This is a genomic window from Desulfosediminicola ganghwensis, assembly GCF_005116675.2.
GTDB classification, from domain to species: domain Bacteria; phylum Desulfobacterota; class Desulfobulbia; order Desulfobulbales; family Desulfocapsaceae; genus Desulfopila; species Desulfopila ganghwensis.
This window is the reverse complement of the sequence record NZ_CP050699.1, coordinates 2765011-2779153: the sequence shown is the minus strand read 5'-3', so window position 1 is coordinate 2779153 and position 14143 is coordinate 2765011. Positions and strand designations below refer to the sequence as shown.

Here is a 14143-nt window from a genome sequence, read left to right as displayed (position 1 = left end):
TTTTTTTCCTGAAGTGACGATGGACGGGCTCTGGAGGCTATTCCGTAAGAGAAGGTTAACCGGCAGTCTGCCCGCTGCTGGTTAACCTTTTACCTCATACATCTTTTACTTGGCGACACGATGCAATGAAACAACATATTGCCCGGCCTTATAAGCACCAGGCAATACATTTGCGCTGAGTTCAGTTCATTATCAGCTCTGGATCATTGTAAAAGAAACATCCCTTACTTGCAGGTACCTTTTATGGGGTGGCAATCAGTCGAGCAGCACTCATTGTCATCCGCGCAAGATTCGCCCCTGAGCCGACAGCTTGTGCAGGACGCATCTCCATCACAGTCGGGGTCGTCACAGTCAAAGTAACCGTCTTCATCGTTATCAATTTCATCGTTACAAATTGTCTCAGTCAGACCACAATCAACTGCACAGTTGAATCCATTTTCAGCGCCAGTGCAGCCATCAGTGCCACAGCAGTAACTTACAGGTGGTGCATCACTGCACAACCAACCGGCTTCCGTACAGCGGGCATCATCACAGCTTACGGGGTTGGTGCCAGGGGTGGAGTAGATGTCACCGCAGCAGAACTGACGCTTATCCGCCCCTACCTGCTTGCCATTACAGTCCGCCGGACAGCTAGTACAATCTTCGCCTGCGCTGGCCTCACAGATACCATTACCGCATTCGGCAACTCCGTCACCACTGATGCAGTCGTCAGGACAATTGTTGCAATCTTCACCGGCATCACAGATTCCATCAAAGTTGCAATCAGATGGTGTCGTTACCAGCACAACCTGGGTGTTACTGTCTGCAGCACTACCGTCGTCAGTCACTGTAAGGGTGACGTTGTAGCTGCCGGCAGATTCGTAGGTGTGAGTCGGGTTTTGAGTGGTTGAGGTGTCGTAGTCCCCAAAGTTCCAGTTCCAAGACACAATTGAGCCGTCATCGGTGCTTTGGTCAGTAAAATCGACATTCAGATAGTTGGTTGTATAAGTAAAATTAGCTGTGGGAGGAATGTTGCTGACCAGGATAGCGTCAACGGCATCATCAGCCTTTACCAGTCCCCAGCCACTGTCAAAGTCAAAGTCAGTAGATTCCATATCGACGGCAGTTTGCTCTAGAGCTGTGTATATACTGTCGGGTGTGGCCATCATGTTTGCCTCAAGCATCAGCGCAGCGACAGCTGCAGCGTGGGGGGCAGCTGCCGAGGTGCCGGAAAAGTCTGGTATTCCATTGCTGTTCCTGTCACTTGTCGGATAGAAGAAGGTGGTATCAACACCATTGGGGGCCACAATTTCGGGTTTTTCCCGCACCTCTGGTGTTGGCAGACGGCTTCCAGTGGATGAAAACGAAATAGGCGTACCGCCAGCCGATGAAAAGTAGTCAAGAAGTGGTGGATCATTATAAAACATTGGGGTCTCAATGTAATACGCTGCCCCTGTCGCCTCAGCCCCGGCCGCATTTGCGTGGCCGTACAATGTACTGCTGTCGGTTGCATACTCGTTGACCGTCATACTGCCAAAATATACGTATTTCATAAATGTTGGGATCGGCGGTTCCCAGGTATCGTAACTGCTTCCTGGATCAGGTTCAAAAAAGTATGAAATCAGGAGATTCAAGTTGGAATAATTTGCAGTATTGCAGAACTGGAGTAACTCAACAGGGTCGCCACTTAGGACGTTGTCGGAGTCACTTTTCTCAAGGATTGTCATGCTGCTCTCATCGCCATCAATCAAATAGATATCGAGGTCACTTTGCGAACCGTTTCCACCGGCAAGAGAACCAAACGGTTGATCCCACTGCAGGCTGACGACAATGCATGTGCCGTTGAGTACACTAATACTCTGCAGCCAGTCCACCGATTCGCCAGGGTCAAAATCGTGCAAAATACCGACAAATCTGGTTGACAGTAGGCTGTCGATATTCAGAGGTTCACCGCTGGATACATAGTCCTGCTCATAACTTTTCCGTGCCTGGTTTCCTGCGGCGGAGAAATACGCCGCGCCGCCAGCGACGACATCGTCCACAGCCTTGGCAATGATTCCGTCTTGGAACATCGGCTCAGCATAATACATCACGTCATCAACGATGACCTTCGCGTTACCACCTTCGGGAGCCGTTTCCGCCAGATCGCGAATACCCTGGGAAAAATTGGCCATTCCTGTAAAAGCTGTGTGGAAGGCAAGCCCGGCACCAGGGGCCACGTCATGGACGATCTGCATCATTGCCCTGCCTTCGTCCGTACAGGGTTCCGGAAGCAAGCTTCCGCAACTTGCCGAATCGTCGAGATTAATTATACCGCCAGGAAGATCTCCACTTGTCACATCAGCCGCAGCACCATTTTGTTGGTCATAGCTGTCTGACAATACGCCCACAGTGATTCCGGCACCATCGAGCTCGTAGATACGGCGGGCCTCGTCAGCATACATGGCAACATCGCCCTGACTTGTGACGTCGCCCGCATTGGTTACTGGACGATAGGAGGCTGAGATGAAACGAAGGCTTTCCAGGTCTAATGCCTTTTTAATGATCCCGAGAGGAAGCCAACCCGAAACAATGCGACCTGCCCTGGCACCCTGCTTAAGTCCCAACCCTTTCAAGTCATGGAGAAGAATATTGCCATCTCCTGACGCAACTGCATCGATGACAATTTTACCGGGAGCGTACTGCAGGAAGGGATTGCCGGGAGTAAAGTGCTGCTTTGGCTGAGCCTTGAGATGGGCTTGGTGTTCCGCAAAAACCTTGTTGAGAGCCGGGCCGGCCTTGGCCATGGCGCCAGCTTTCTGCAACCCTATTTCCCCAGGATGTGAAGGGGCCATTTGTACTTCGACACTGTACGCGATTTGGGATATGAGCATTGTTGTTGCTAGGAAAAAGACATTGATACAGCGTACAGATAAAAGACTTGATAATGGAAATTTCATGGCTGCTCTCCTTTAATGTCCTGATCAGGGAATGGGCGAAAATCCCTCGCTCCGAGGCGAGTACTTTATTCGGTATTACAAAATATCGTAAACCGGTTCTCTTTGGAGAAGTGTCCGTCCGAACTCGTGACTTGATGAGAGAAATTTGTAAATCTCTTGCGATATTGAATTATTGAAAGGTCACGTCTCCAAAGATCATGTGCATTTATTTTTATCGATTCCGTCACATTTATCTGTCAGTAAGCTTGTGAGAAGGATTATTAAGAAGAACGCGTCTTCTTAAGAACAAAACTGATTACCAGACACTACCAGATAACTAATCTGCGTAAATACGGTCACAAAGCGTTTTGGAGAGTCTTGGTTGATGTCGTCTAATCAGGTTTCGTCTTAATAAAGGCAAAGCCTCACGAAAATTACTTTCAGTAAACAGGCGCTTATCAAAACAATTTGGGGGTCGTTAATTGTGGGCTTGCGGATATTTCATAGCCCGCTCCGGCAATGTATTAAGATGGTCATTGATTGCCGTACAGTGGCGTCTTCATAAAGAAAGCAATATCGGAAATATAGCTTTTGTAGATGCTGAATTGCATGTCCGCTTATCAGCTTATGGGTTAATAATTGATGATGTGATCATGCAATACATTGCGACACAAAATTTACAGCAGCGATCCCGCGATGACACTTTTACCATAAGTTCACAAAGCCGCCTTCTAGGCGGTTGAGTATTCACTTAAAGTAAATGATCTGTACGCATCCTAAATTAATAGACTGGACTACCTTGTAAAATTAGGCAGCTCGGCTGTCGGTTGCAAGTCCATAGCTTTGCCGTCCCTGCCTCACGGCAGGTTTGAGTTTATCTTTTTTGTATAGCATACTTATATACTTATACGTAATTAGATTACTTCGAGTCAAGGGAACATTGCGGCACATAAAATGCCAAGGTCAATTTGACCTTATTCTGTATATCTCTTAAACGAGTGAGTGCCAACCTCTACCTGACACTACGAATGTCTCTCCAAACCTGAGGCTAACCAGATTTCTGGGCTCAGCTTTCCATCCTAGTGGCACGATATTGTCAGGCACCATGATTGATACCACGACACTATCGGCCCCCCCCAAGGCAGAAAACCCTAGGGTATTCCTGTGATCTCTATAGCCAATCGCTGTCGCCAGTGGTGAGCGGTTCAGGCAGAGTACTCCATTCTGTCATTCATCATATCAAAACAATCGTATACAAGTTCTTTTGCGGGATGTCTCCTCAGGTCCATACCTTGTGGGGTGCAGTGGCCCCCAAATCCTCATAAATACTCCTAGATGCCGTTTTCTTTGCTTCCTCAGATTTTTTTCAGGGACCTTCATACACTGCCCAACCCACACAGTACATCTATAGCTCTCTCCCCCCTACCTCCACTCTCGGAACATCGTAATTCCAGAATGGGTCCCCTTGTCCTTACCCGGCCTTGCCCAATAGCTGCCACCCTTGGCCACCCGACCAGCATCTTTCCAGCCCTTATTTTGAGCATATCAGGAATATCTTGAGAGTGGATCTGATTGAAGATATCACCGGGCCTGCAATTCTTAGGTTGAGTCGCCCGTCTCCCTTCGGTTTCCCGACCCATCTCTTCCGAGAGCGACTTCGCCAATGTATGCAGCAACTCCCGATCATCGACAGAGATAGTCGGCATTCCCGAAAAATCATTTTGAGCCCTTTATAACCTGGAGAAGGGGCAGTAAGGAAATAGCCGCCTTCCCCCCTTGTTTCGATGATGGTCTTTTTGCCATCCTCAGACATGGCAAGCTTCTGATTGCCATCCACCTTCACTTCGCAACGATAAAGTAAATGGAAACCTCCAGAGGGAGTTCGAACCTGTATCAAACTGTCAGCAAGTGCAGGAGTTACCTCTTCAAGCATATTGAGAAAATGTGGAAACAACTCAGGGGAGTCAAAATCCAGACACTCAAGGTTCCCCGATACCGCACCGCATATTATTGCCAGGCTGCATCCCTCCTGAAAAACTGAGGCAACCTTGCCAGGATCAAGCCTCTCCTTCTGATATTACCGCCAGGAAGACAATATCTGCGCTTTCGGCTTTTCAGGGTGGTCATAGCCATTGACCGGCAAAACAGAGAAATCCAGATTCATTAGGGTAGTCACAGCTTGCCTGAGCTGCGGTTCTTTTTGAGGTTTCGTCATATCTATCTCCTTATTGACCAACAAGGTGCCCACGCCGAGTGACCCCCTGTCGTTTCGTCTCTATTTTAATAGATCGTCTTTACCCTCTTCTTTTCTTTGCAGGCGTCTAGATCTATGCGCTCATACCTGACATTTGAGCCCACCTTGATATATTTGGGGCGAATGCCTTGATGCCGCCATGCTGCCATGGTTTGTGGTTGGACTCCTAAATGTTTGGCCGCCTCTTTCTCCTTGTACGGTTCGTAATTGCGATCTAGGGCCAATGATCGATCATGCTTGAATGCAACCAGAACTGCTTCGTAGATAATTTTTTTCAGCGTCTCATCCTGTTCTTTTTCGATGTCCACGTGCTGATTGTTGGTAGTTTTGCCCATAACTTGCCTTCATAATTTAAAATTGTGGAAAAAGATTTCTTCTTTATGGAAACGTAGAAAATAAGCCGAATCTTATTTTCGTGGGTAAAGGCAAGAGGGCTGACCTGTCAGGCAATATCCGATCAGGAAGGTAGAAAAAACAGAAAAAGTACGGCTCTCCCTCAAAGAAGGGGGATAAAAAATCCTCAGAGATAAAAAAGGCATACCAAACTATTATGGTATGCCTCATAAATTGATCAAATTTCCGACCAAAGAAAGGAGATCAATTTATGGAGAAATTATTAATCGGGCTGGCAGGATTTTCAATCAAAAAGGTGCTCAGTTACCGTCCAGCCCGCCTTGAGGTTGTTTATAAGAAAGACACGCTATGCCCCAAGTGCAACAGCTCAAACAAAAGGATCAAGGCAAGCTTCTGGCGAGAGATCAAAAGTGTTCCACAACAGGGACACCCTGTCACCCTCCACATTCGCTGCCACAAATTCCACTGTAAACAGTGCGGTAGATACTTTAATAGCCGTATGGACGGTATCAAAAAATGGAATAGATCCACAGAACCACTCAAAAGCAGCGTGTATTATAAATGCAATCGCGGCTATTCCAATAAGGACGCGGCCTATGAGAGTGGAATCAGCGTCGCCACTGTAGAGCGGTTTTATCACCAGATGGTCCTGCAGAACATCAGTCACCGATCCGAACGGCTTTGTCCCAGATATCTTGGTCTGGACGAACATCGTTTCACCAAGCGCATGGGGTTCGTTACTACATTTTGTAATCTTGAAAAACACAGTGTCTTTGACGTAGCGCCAGGGCGTAGTGAAGCTGAATTGGAGTCATTTCTCAAGACTCTTCGTGGACGTGAACGAGTACGGGTTGTTTGCATGGATATGCACGCCCCCTACCGAAAGATGGTCAGAAAGTGGTTCCCTAACGCAAAAATAGTTACAGATAGATTTCACGTTATCAAACTAATAAATCACCACTTCGCCAAAGCTTGCAAACTCATAGATGAGGAGAATCTCGCCTGGGGACGAGGTGGCTTGATTCGTATGTTGTGCACTAGGAAGCAGAATCTTACACCTCTGAAACGCGAGAAACTCGAACAATACTTTAAACAGCAACCGGCGATCGAAAGTCTCTGGAAATTTACTCAGGATTTGACTGAATTATGCAGAAATAAGGGTAAAAACCATACCACTTGTAAAAAACTTATCCCCGAACTGCTGGAACGAGTTGAAATGCTGAAGGCGAGTCCTTTAAAACCTATGCGAACTCTTGGAAAAACGATTACAAGTTGGCTGGAGCCAATCGCAAGAATGTTCAGATATTATAGAAGCAATGGTATTCTCGAGGGTTTTCATCGAAAGATGAAACTTATTCAAAGAAGAGCATATGGGTTTAGGAATTTTGGTAATTATCGGTTAAGAGTACGACTTTTGTGCGGTTAGACTACTTTGGAAATTCGATCAATCTGATCTGAGAATGGAAGGACCATCCCCCTTCTTTGGTGTAGACCCCTTTTGTGCCGTCCCATGTAAACGGCATGTAACCAACAAAAAAAGGCGGTTAAGCCAAAATGACCTAACCGCCTTTAATAACTGGTACACCAGGAGCGATTCGAACGCCCGACCTACGGATTCGTAGTCCGTTGCTCTATCCAGCTGAGCTACTGGTGCGACAGAAGTGGAGGATATATACCCCAGTTTAATTCATACTTCAAGCCTGTTTTTTGCCGTCCTCCTCTTTTTCTGCCTTGTGCAGGATTATTTCATTTTCGACAGGAGTCATAGACGGATCAGGCAGAATTGCAATCTCGGTATTATAGCGTGTTTCATGCTCGTGGATCTCATGGCGCTTGTTGTTAAGCAGATACTGGGCAACATCGAGCGGGAAGTGGCATTCCACCTTTGCGACATGCCTGCGGCTCGCACCGGTCTGGATTCGGCGCAGATAAAAAAGCGCAAGAGTCTCAACCGACCGCACAGTTCCCCGACCTCTACAGTGACTGCAAACCCGATAATTACCAGCCTCTATCGGGGAGCCGAGTTTCTGGCGGGAGATCTGCATCAGGCCAAACTTCGAGATACGGCTGAAATCAACTTTAGCCTTGTCAGAGCGCATGGCAAGCTTAACCCTGCGTTCAACGTCCCGAATATGCTTTTTGTTCCGCATATCGATAAAATCGACCACGATAAGTCCGCCAAGATCTCGTAGACGCAGCTGCCTGCCCAACTCACCGGCGGCTTCCATGTTCGCCTGATAAATAGACTGGTCGAAGTTCCTACCTTTACTGGTGGAGCCGGAGTTAACATCAATGGACACCAACGCTTCCGTGGGCTCGATGACAATGGAGCCACCTGAAGGCAAGTTTACCCTCGGCTGGTAGATCGACTCGATCTGATCTTCGACACTGTACTGGTTGAAGATCGGACGAGACCCTTTGTGCATACGAACTTTGACGTTACGCTGGGCAGAAGGCAGCAAGGAGACGAATTCCTTCACCTGGTCCATGGCATCCTTGGCATCAACCAGGATCTCATCAATGGCCGGATCGAAGTGCTCACGCAGGAAACGGAGTACGGACTGGTGATCCTCATAAACCTGCCCCACACCTTCGAGAGTTTGTGCCTTCTTCTTTATTTCTTCCCAGAGACGGAGCAGGTACCCCACGTCACGGCTCAGGGCTGTCTTGGTGATGTCGACACCGGCAGTACGTACAATCCAGCCTATACCCTCTGGAATTTCCAGAGCGGTCATAGCCTTTCTCAACTTGCTGCGACGTTCCTCACCGGAGATCTTACGACTGATACCGGAAGAATCTGATCCCGGCATGAGTACCACACTGCGGCCGGGAAGCGACAGGTAGGTTGTCATGTTGGCACCTTTTTTGCCAACTTCTTCCTTAACCACCTGGACCATTACTTCCTGGCCTTTTTCAACAACATCAGTGATGCTCAGCTTTTTCCAGTGGTGGGTATCAACCAGTTTCTGTATATGATCCGGCAACTCCTGTCTATAATATTCAGGGTGAATTTCACTGAATGGCAGAAAGCCGTTTTTCTCTGTGCCATAATCAACAAAGGCTGCCTGCAGATTCGGCTCGATTGCGACAATTCTGGCTTTATAGATATTATTTTTGGTCTGAGCCCGGTTGATTGTCGAGACATGGATGGATTCGAGACGTCCATTTTCAAGCAGCGCCAAACGGCACTCTTCAGGTTCCTCGGCATTTATCAAAAGCTTGAGAACCAGATCGCTCTTATCGTCACCCTCGGCCAGCTCGCCATCCTCTGAATCAAGCTCAAAGTCTCTTTCGTCGCTATCCTCGTCTTCAGCAAAGTCCTGCCTGTCTGCTGATCTTGTTTCAAGCTCGATCTCGCCTGTTTCTCCTTCGACATCCTGTTCTTTTGCTTCAGCTCCGGCCTCTTTGGCCTGTCGGCCCCGTCCTCTTCTGCCACGGGATCGGCGCTGTCCGCTTTTCCTTTTCGGCTCCTGATCACTTTCAGCGGCAACTGCCTCGGCGGACTCTTCAGTCGAGACATCTTCAACCGAGACCGGCTCAGCCTGCTCCTGCTCCTGCTCCTGCTCCTGATTGCGCTCTTCTGCTACAACCGGTTTTTTCCTTCTCGGCGCGCGTTTACGCGGTGGTCTGGCAGGTTTGACTGTTTCTGCTTCCGCTGCAGGTTTTGCTTCAGTCGGCGAGCCGGCAGCTGCATCGGCTGCAGCCAAATCACCGCCCTCCCCAGCCGTTCCTGCTTCGCCGGTGTCTTTGGCAGCAGGGCCTCTTTTCCTGCGCGGCGCCCTTCTGCGGCCGGAACTCGCAGCCTCAGGCTTGGCAGCCTGTGAATCTGCACCTTCGGCCTCTTTTCCCGCATCTTTTGCATCAACCGGCACAGTCTCCACCGTTACAGCATCAGTGACTGCCACCATCTCTCTGCTTGCAGCAGAGACAGGCAATCCTGCCGTGGATTCAGGTATGTCTTCGGCAACAGTTTTCTTTTTGCGGGGGGATCTTTTTCTAGCGGGTTTTCTGGCAGCAGGCGCAGCAGTATCAGCATCTGCCGATTTCGCTTCGACTGGCACGGCTGTCGGGGCCGGAGTTGTTGATTCCGGTTGTTCAGCGAGGGGTTGTTGGGCTGGTTCTTCTGTTTTTTTCCTGCGCGGAGCTCTACGTGGACGCGGCTTTTTTACCTGCTCTACTTCTGCCTGCACTGGAGTGGAACCAGCTTTGTCTTCTGCTGCTCCCGAAATAGATTTTGCCGGTGTCTTTTTTCTGACGGGTACATCTTCAGCTTTGTTATCAGGTGCAATTGCCTGACCCACATCTGGCGCAACTTCAGTTTTACTGGTTACCGCGGGAGCCGATTGTTCCGGCTCATCCTCAACGATTGTCTTCCACCATGCACCTGTAGTTGCTTTAATTTTACGTGTTGATTTTTTCCCGTCATTCTTTTTTTGATCTGTCATCTGTATCCTTTATCCACAAAACTATCGACCATGAGCCAATATTTGCGGAGTTCCTCCCCTGCTACGCCATCATGCAGTTTCAAAGCTGAACTGTCACGCATCAGAGAATCTCATATTATCACGACATTATCACGGTAAAACGGGTGATAATCCGGTCGTGCTTCCGGCTGGCATTCTGTCACGTCTTGTGAGCACTACTTCATGCCCATCGCCTGGGGAGCAACCCGGCGAATTGAGTATCTGGATAGTTATCGACGTAACAGGCTTGGCCTGCCTCCAATCTAATTACCTTCTTCGAAGAAATCCTTAAATCTCTTCCCGGGCTGCCATCTGAGCTTTATTCCCATCAGATATCGTTACATTTTCCCGGTCGTTCATTTATGCTTTCGGCGACAACCCCAGAGATTTTCAACTAAATCTTTCTGCGAGGCTGTATCCGGAAGAAATCTTTACAAGGCCTTTTCCTTTTGCGTGGCCGCACTCTTATTCATATGAGTACCCTGATAATACTCCCTAGGTCCACTTTGTCGCAATAACGAAGTTACAACCACCGGAGAAGTTACAAGGACAGGGCGAAAAACGCAAAAGACGGGGGCTTGGTTCGCTTTTGAACCCTAGCAAATATAAAAGTAAAACAATTCCCCTCCATTATCAAGCCCAAATCTCCGACTTTAAACTTGACACAAAAATGCGAGAAACGTACACTCCAGTATTTACTTCTGCCTGTGTTTTATGATGAAATCAGAGCAGTACGTCTTTTTTTACCCGTATATAATACATGACATGTTTGCCACCAGGCACTGCTTACAAAAAAAAGAGCAGTACTCAACCGTCAAACCTTCATAAGGAGCATATTGTGACATCCTCTTCTGTAAAAGGCTCTGTTCGAAGAGCTGTGTTTACAGCGCTGGCCATCCCATCCCTGTTGCTTGCACCTGCCATACTCCTTGCCGAAGGAGTATCTACCGCAGAGTGGGATATTTCTGCTGACAGGATAATCAGGTATGAGGATCCAAGCAGCATAGTCGCTGAGGGCAATATCGTTCTGGAAAAGCGTGTCAAACTTCCACCTAAGACTTTAAAACCAAAAGAGAAGGTGACCGACTGGTCCACACTTCTTGGTGAACCTGCCCCGAAAGCAGTCACAGCCGGTGAGATCGATGAACAGGTCAAGGGGGGTGAGCAATATGAAACTGCTCTCCGGATAGAGGCGGATTGGCTCACGTACGACGTTGATGCAAAAACCATTAAGGCCAAGGGAAACGTCAAAGTCATCGGCAAGGATGATACCCTGTTGGCCGATGAAGGTGTTATCCGGCTCGAGACGGAAACGGGAACGTTCACAGAAGCGGTCATCAAAAGAAAAGAAGATGACCTGCATCTTGAGGGTAAAGCTGTCGAAAAGACCGGCCTCAACACATACCACATTGCCGACGGATGGGTTATTACCTGTGATATCGAAGATGATGAAAATCCGCCATGGAGCTTTTCTGCTGCTGATACCACGGTAAAGCAGGACGGCTATGCGATATTGAAACATGCCAAGTTTAATATCAAAGGCGTTCCCGTCATGTACTCGCCATATCTGGTGGTACCGGTAAAGGAAACACGTCAGTCCGGCTTGTTGCTGCCCGAGATCTCCAGTTCAAACGCCGGTGGTTTCAGCATCGGCATCCCCTTTTTCTGGGCTATTAACGAATACACGGATATGACATTCATACCCGAGTTTTTCGAAGATCGCGGTCTGATGTCGGGAGTTGAGTTTCGCTATACCCTGGCCCAGGACAGTAAAGGTGAGATCATCGGCAACTACCTCAACGATGACCTCTCTGACAGCGACTTCACCTCCGATTATTATACCGACACAGGTTATACCCACGACAACAGCGATCGCTATTGGATTCGCGGTAAGGCAGACCATGGTTTTGGCGACGGCTGGAATTCCCGCCTTGATATCGATATAGTCTCCGATCGTGATTATCTCACCGAGTTCAAGAGCGGTTATACCGGCTTTGACGATAGCGACAAACGTTTTCTCGACACCTACGGGCGAGGGTTTGAAAACCGCACCGATGACACCCGGGAGAACACCCTCAAATTCCAGAAGAGCTGGGACGGCATGTCTCTGCAGGGCAACTTTCTGGTCATCAACGATGTTCGGGAAGAAAAAGATGACCCCACTCCATTGTGGAAGCTTCCCGAAATTAAATTCGCAGGGCTGGTGCCCATCACCAACACCATTACCAGCTTTAAATGGGATGCGGACTATGTAAATTATTACCGGGAAGATGGTGTGGGAGCGCATCGCTTCGACATTCGCCCGGCGATCAGCACCCCGATACCACTGTCTCAATACCTGGAGTCGCGGGCAGAACTTGGTGTTCGCAATACCTTTTATGTGATTGAAGAATATGGTGATGGCGATCCCGACAACGATTACGGCAGTACCGAAAACAGGTTACTGGCTGATTTTGAAATGGAAATTGGCTCCACCCTCCTGAGGGAATTCCCACTCTCCGGTGAAACGTACTCAGCCTTTGATCACCAGGTGTACCCGTATATCAAATATAACTATGTCACAGATGTCAACCAGGATGACCTCCCTGACTTCGACGATGTCGACCGGGTTCTTGAAGAGAACAAGATCACCTATGGTGTCGACAACTTCTTCCACATTTACAGCGGCGCTAAAGAACGTGAACTCGGCTACCTGAAAATTTTTCAAAGCTACGACTTCACCGACACCAACGACGGCAACTTCGCCAACGAGGTGGTGGACGAACCCTTCTCGGATGTTACCCTGCGCCTGGCCTTCAGGCCGACCACCAGAACCTATCTGAAATACGAAACCGACTATAATGTCTACGGTGACGGATTCGTTCGACACAGTGTGGAGAGTAGCTACATCAATCGCAGAGGAGATTTTTTCAGCCTTGATTACAGTTACCTTGAAGGAGAAGATGTTGAACAGCTGAACGGCACAATAAATGCCAAACTGTTCTATAACTGGTACGCCGAAATCGAGGTCGAACAATCGCTCGCTGAAGACGAGACGAATGAGGCAAATGTATCGCTCCTTTATCTGGCAAAATGCTGGGGTATCGAGTTCCAGACCAAGTATACACCTGAAGACACCCGTTTCATGGTCACCTTCAGCCTGGCTAATCTCGGCAACCCGTTCAGGGTTGACATGTAATCGCCCAACGATAACGTTGGATTAGAGGACGCAATGTATTTTGATATTTTTAACGGAGACGGTGACGGGATTTGTGCCCTGCACCAACTCCGTCTTGCCGAACCTCAGCCTGAGGCTGTCTGTATTACCGGTGTGAAACGAGACATCAAGCTTCTGGCCAAGCCCGAGCTTGCCGAGACCGAAGACGCCATGATTACGGTGCTCGATGTTTCCCTGGACAGCAACAGGGACGGTCTGCTTGAACTCCTGGCGCGCAACAACACCATCCAATATATAGACCATCACGCCGCCGAACCGATCCCCGACAATCCGCTGCTGACAGCACACATCGACCTCTCTGCAGATACCTGCACTTCGCTCATAGTCAATAAACTGCTCAGCGACCGTTTCGCCGCCTGGGCTGTTTGCGGCGCCTATGGAGATAACCTGCACGTCCAGGCAGAAAAGCTTTCGGCGAGTCTTGGATTGAAGGAGCTGCAAATCAATTCGCTTCGTGAAATTGGCGAGCTTCTGAACTACAACGGTTATGGTGCAGACATAGCTGATCTGCATTTCGAGCCCGCCGAGTTATACAGGGCAGTATCGAAATACACCGATCCTCTGGCATTCCACAGCGAATCTCCAGAGCTTGGCCGACTTCGGGACGGTTTCCGGAACGATATGGAGCGTGCAATGGCCGTCAGGGAATATCCCAACACGGGCCAAAACAGACTCTACTTCTTCCCCGATGAGGCCTGGGCAAGGCGCGTTTCAGGTGTTTTTGCCAACCTCAAGGCTCGGGAGAAGATGGATGCCGCCCATGCCCTGATAACAGAGAACAGCGACAACAGTCTACGCATCAGCGTCCGCGCGCCACTGAATGACAAACGCGATGCTGTTCAACTCTGTAAGCAGTTCCCGACAGGCGGAGGCCGTGAGGCCGCTGCAGGAATCAACAGTCTTCCCGCTGAGATGCTTGACCAATTTATAGAGAAATTTAACAGCACGTATCCTTGAT

General features: G+C 48.8%; 8 protein-coding genes, 1 tRNA gene, 2 pseudogenes and 1 riboswitch. Of the genes and pseudogenes, 5 read left to right on the top strand and 6 right to left on the bottom strand.

Annotation, left to right across the window (positions count from 1 at the left end; all coding sequences use genetic code 11):
* Window positions 1-224 precede the first annotated feature (224 nt).
* Window positions 225-2918 (bottom strand): PKD domain-containing protein, encoded by a 2694-nt coding sequence (locus FCL45_RS24360; protein WP_136796440.1) that lies wholly within the window; start codon window positions 2916-2918, stop codon window positions 225-227.
* Between the two features lie 20 nt (window positions 2919-2938).
* On the opposite strand from FCL45_RS24360, the pseudogene tnpA reads away from it, so the two are divergent.
* Both tnpA and FCL45_RS11840 read left to right on the top strand, forming a co-directional pair.
* A pseudogene (gene tnpA / locus FCL45_RS25275) lies at window positions 2939-3177 on the top strand (IS200/IS605 family transposase); the annotation flags it as partial.
* A gap of 256 nt (window positions 3178-3433) precedes the next feature.
* Window positions 3434-3640: a hypothetical protein gene (locus FCL45_RS11840; protein ID WP_136796439.1), complete on the top strand. Its 207-nt coding sequence runs from the start codon at window positions 3434-3436 to the stop codon at window positions 3638-3640.
* Window positions 3641-3704: 64 nt separating this feature from the next.
* A riboswitch (cyclic di-GMP riboswitch) is annotated at window positions 3705-3780 on the bottom strand.
* Between the two features lie 648 nt (window positions 3781-4428).
* Here the strand turns inward: FCL45_RS11840 and FCL45_RS25270 are convergent.
* From FCL45_RS25270 to FCL45_RS11825, 3 genes and pseudogenes are all read right to left on the bottom strand, one after another.
* A pseudogene (locus FCL45_RS25270) lies at window positions 4429-4959 on the bottom strand (bifunctional DNA primase/polymerase); the annotation flags it as partial.
* A 15-nt stretch (window positions 4960-4974) separates the two neighbouring features.
* Window positions 4975-5112 (bottom strand): hypothetical protein, encoded by a 138-nt coding sequence (locus tag FCL45_RS11830; RefSeq protein ID WP_153305541.1) that lies wholly within the window; start codon window positions 5110-5112, stop codon window positions 4975-4977.
* Between the two features lie 65 nt (window positions 5113-5177).
* Window positions 5178-5486 (bottom strand): helix-turn-helix transcriptional regulator, encoded by a 309-nt coding sequence (locus FCL45_RS11825; RefSeq protein WP_136796438.1) that lies wholly within the window; start codon window positions 5484-5486, stop codon window positions 5178-5180.
* Window positions 5487-5755: 269 nt separating this feature from the next.
* Here FCL45_RS11825 and FCL45_RS11820 point away from each other — a divergent pair, with 269 nt between their 5' ends.
* Entirely contained in the window at window positions 5756-6931 is a 1176-nt protein-coding gene (locus FCL45_RS11820) for an ISL3 family transposase (protein ID WP_176360038.1), read from the top strand.
* Window positions 6932-7082: 151 nt separating this feature from the next.
* Here the strand turns inward: FCL45_RS11820 and FCL45_RS11815 are convergent.
* Window positions 7083-7159 (bottom strand) — tRNA-Arg (locus FCL45_RS11815).
* Window positions 7160-7199: 40 nt separating this feature from the next.
* Window positions 7200-9950: an Rne/Rng family ribonuclease gene (locus FCL45_RS11810; RefSeq protein WP_136796763.1), complete on the bottom strand. Its 2751-nt coding sequence runs from the start codon at window positions 9948-9950 to the stop codon at window positions 7200-7202.
* 856 nt (window positions 9951-10806) lie between these two features.
* Between FCL45_RS11810 and FCL45_RS11805 the strand changes: the two genes are divergently transcribed.
* Window positions 10807-13146 (top strand): LPS-assembly protein LptD, encoded by a 2340-nt coding sequence (locus tag FCL45_RS11805; RefSeq protein ID WP_167495727.1) that lies wholly within the window; start codon window positions 10807-10809, stop codon window positions 13144-13146.
* A 33-nt stretch (window positions 13147-13179) separates the two neighbouring features.
* A complete protein-coding gene (locus FCL45_RS11800) occupies window positions 13180-14142 on the top strand; it encodes a DHH family phosphoesterase (protein WP_136796765.1) in 963 nt (320 codons plus the stop codon).
* Window position 14143: the final 1 nt, after the last annotated feature.

What these genes read in the sequence shown, in the direction of transcription:
- FCL45_RS24360 (WP_136796440.1), bottom strand. Translation starts at nt 2,918, where the DNA reads ATGAAATTTCCATTATCAAGTCTTTTATCTGTACGCTGTATCAATGTC.
- FCL45_RS11830 (WP_153305541.1), bottom strand. Translation starts at nt 5,112, where the DNA reads ATGACGAAACCTCAAAAAGAACCGCAGCTCAGGCAAGCTGTGACTACC.
- FCL45_RS11825 (WP_136796438.1), bottom strand. Translation starts at nt 5,486, where the DNA reads ATGGGCAAAACTACCAACAATCAGCACGTGGACATCGAAAAAGAACAG.
- FCL45_RS11820 (WP_176360038.1), top strand. Translation starts at nt 5,756, where the DNA reads ATGGAGAAATTATTAATCGGGCTGGCAGGATTTTCAATCAAAAAGGTG.
- FCL45_RS11810 (WP_136796763.1), bottom strand. Translation starts at nt 9,950, where the DNA reads ATGACAGATCAAAAAAAGAATGACGGGAAAAAATCAACACGTAAAATT.
- FCL45_RS11800 (WP_136796765.1), top strand. Translation starts at nt 13,180, where the DNA reads ATGTATTTTGATATTTTTAACGGAGACGGTGACGGGATTTGTGCCCTG.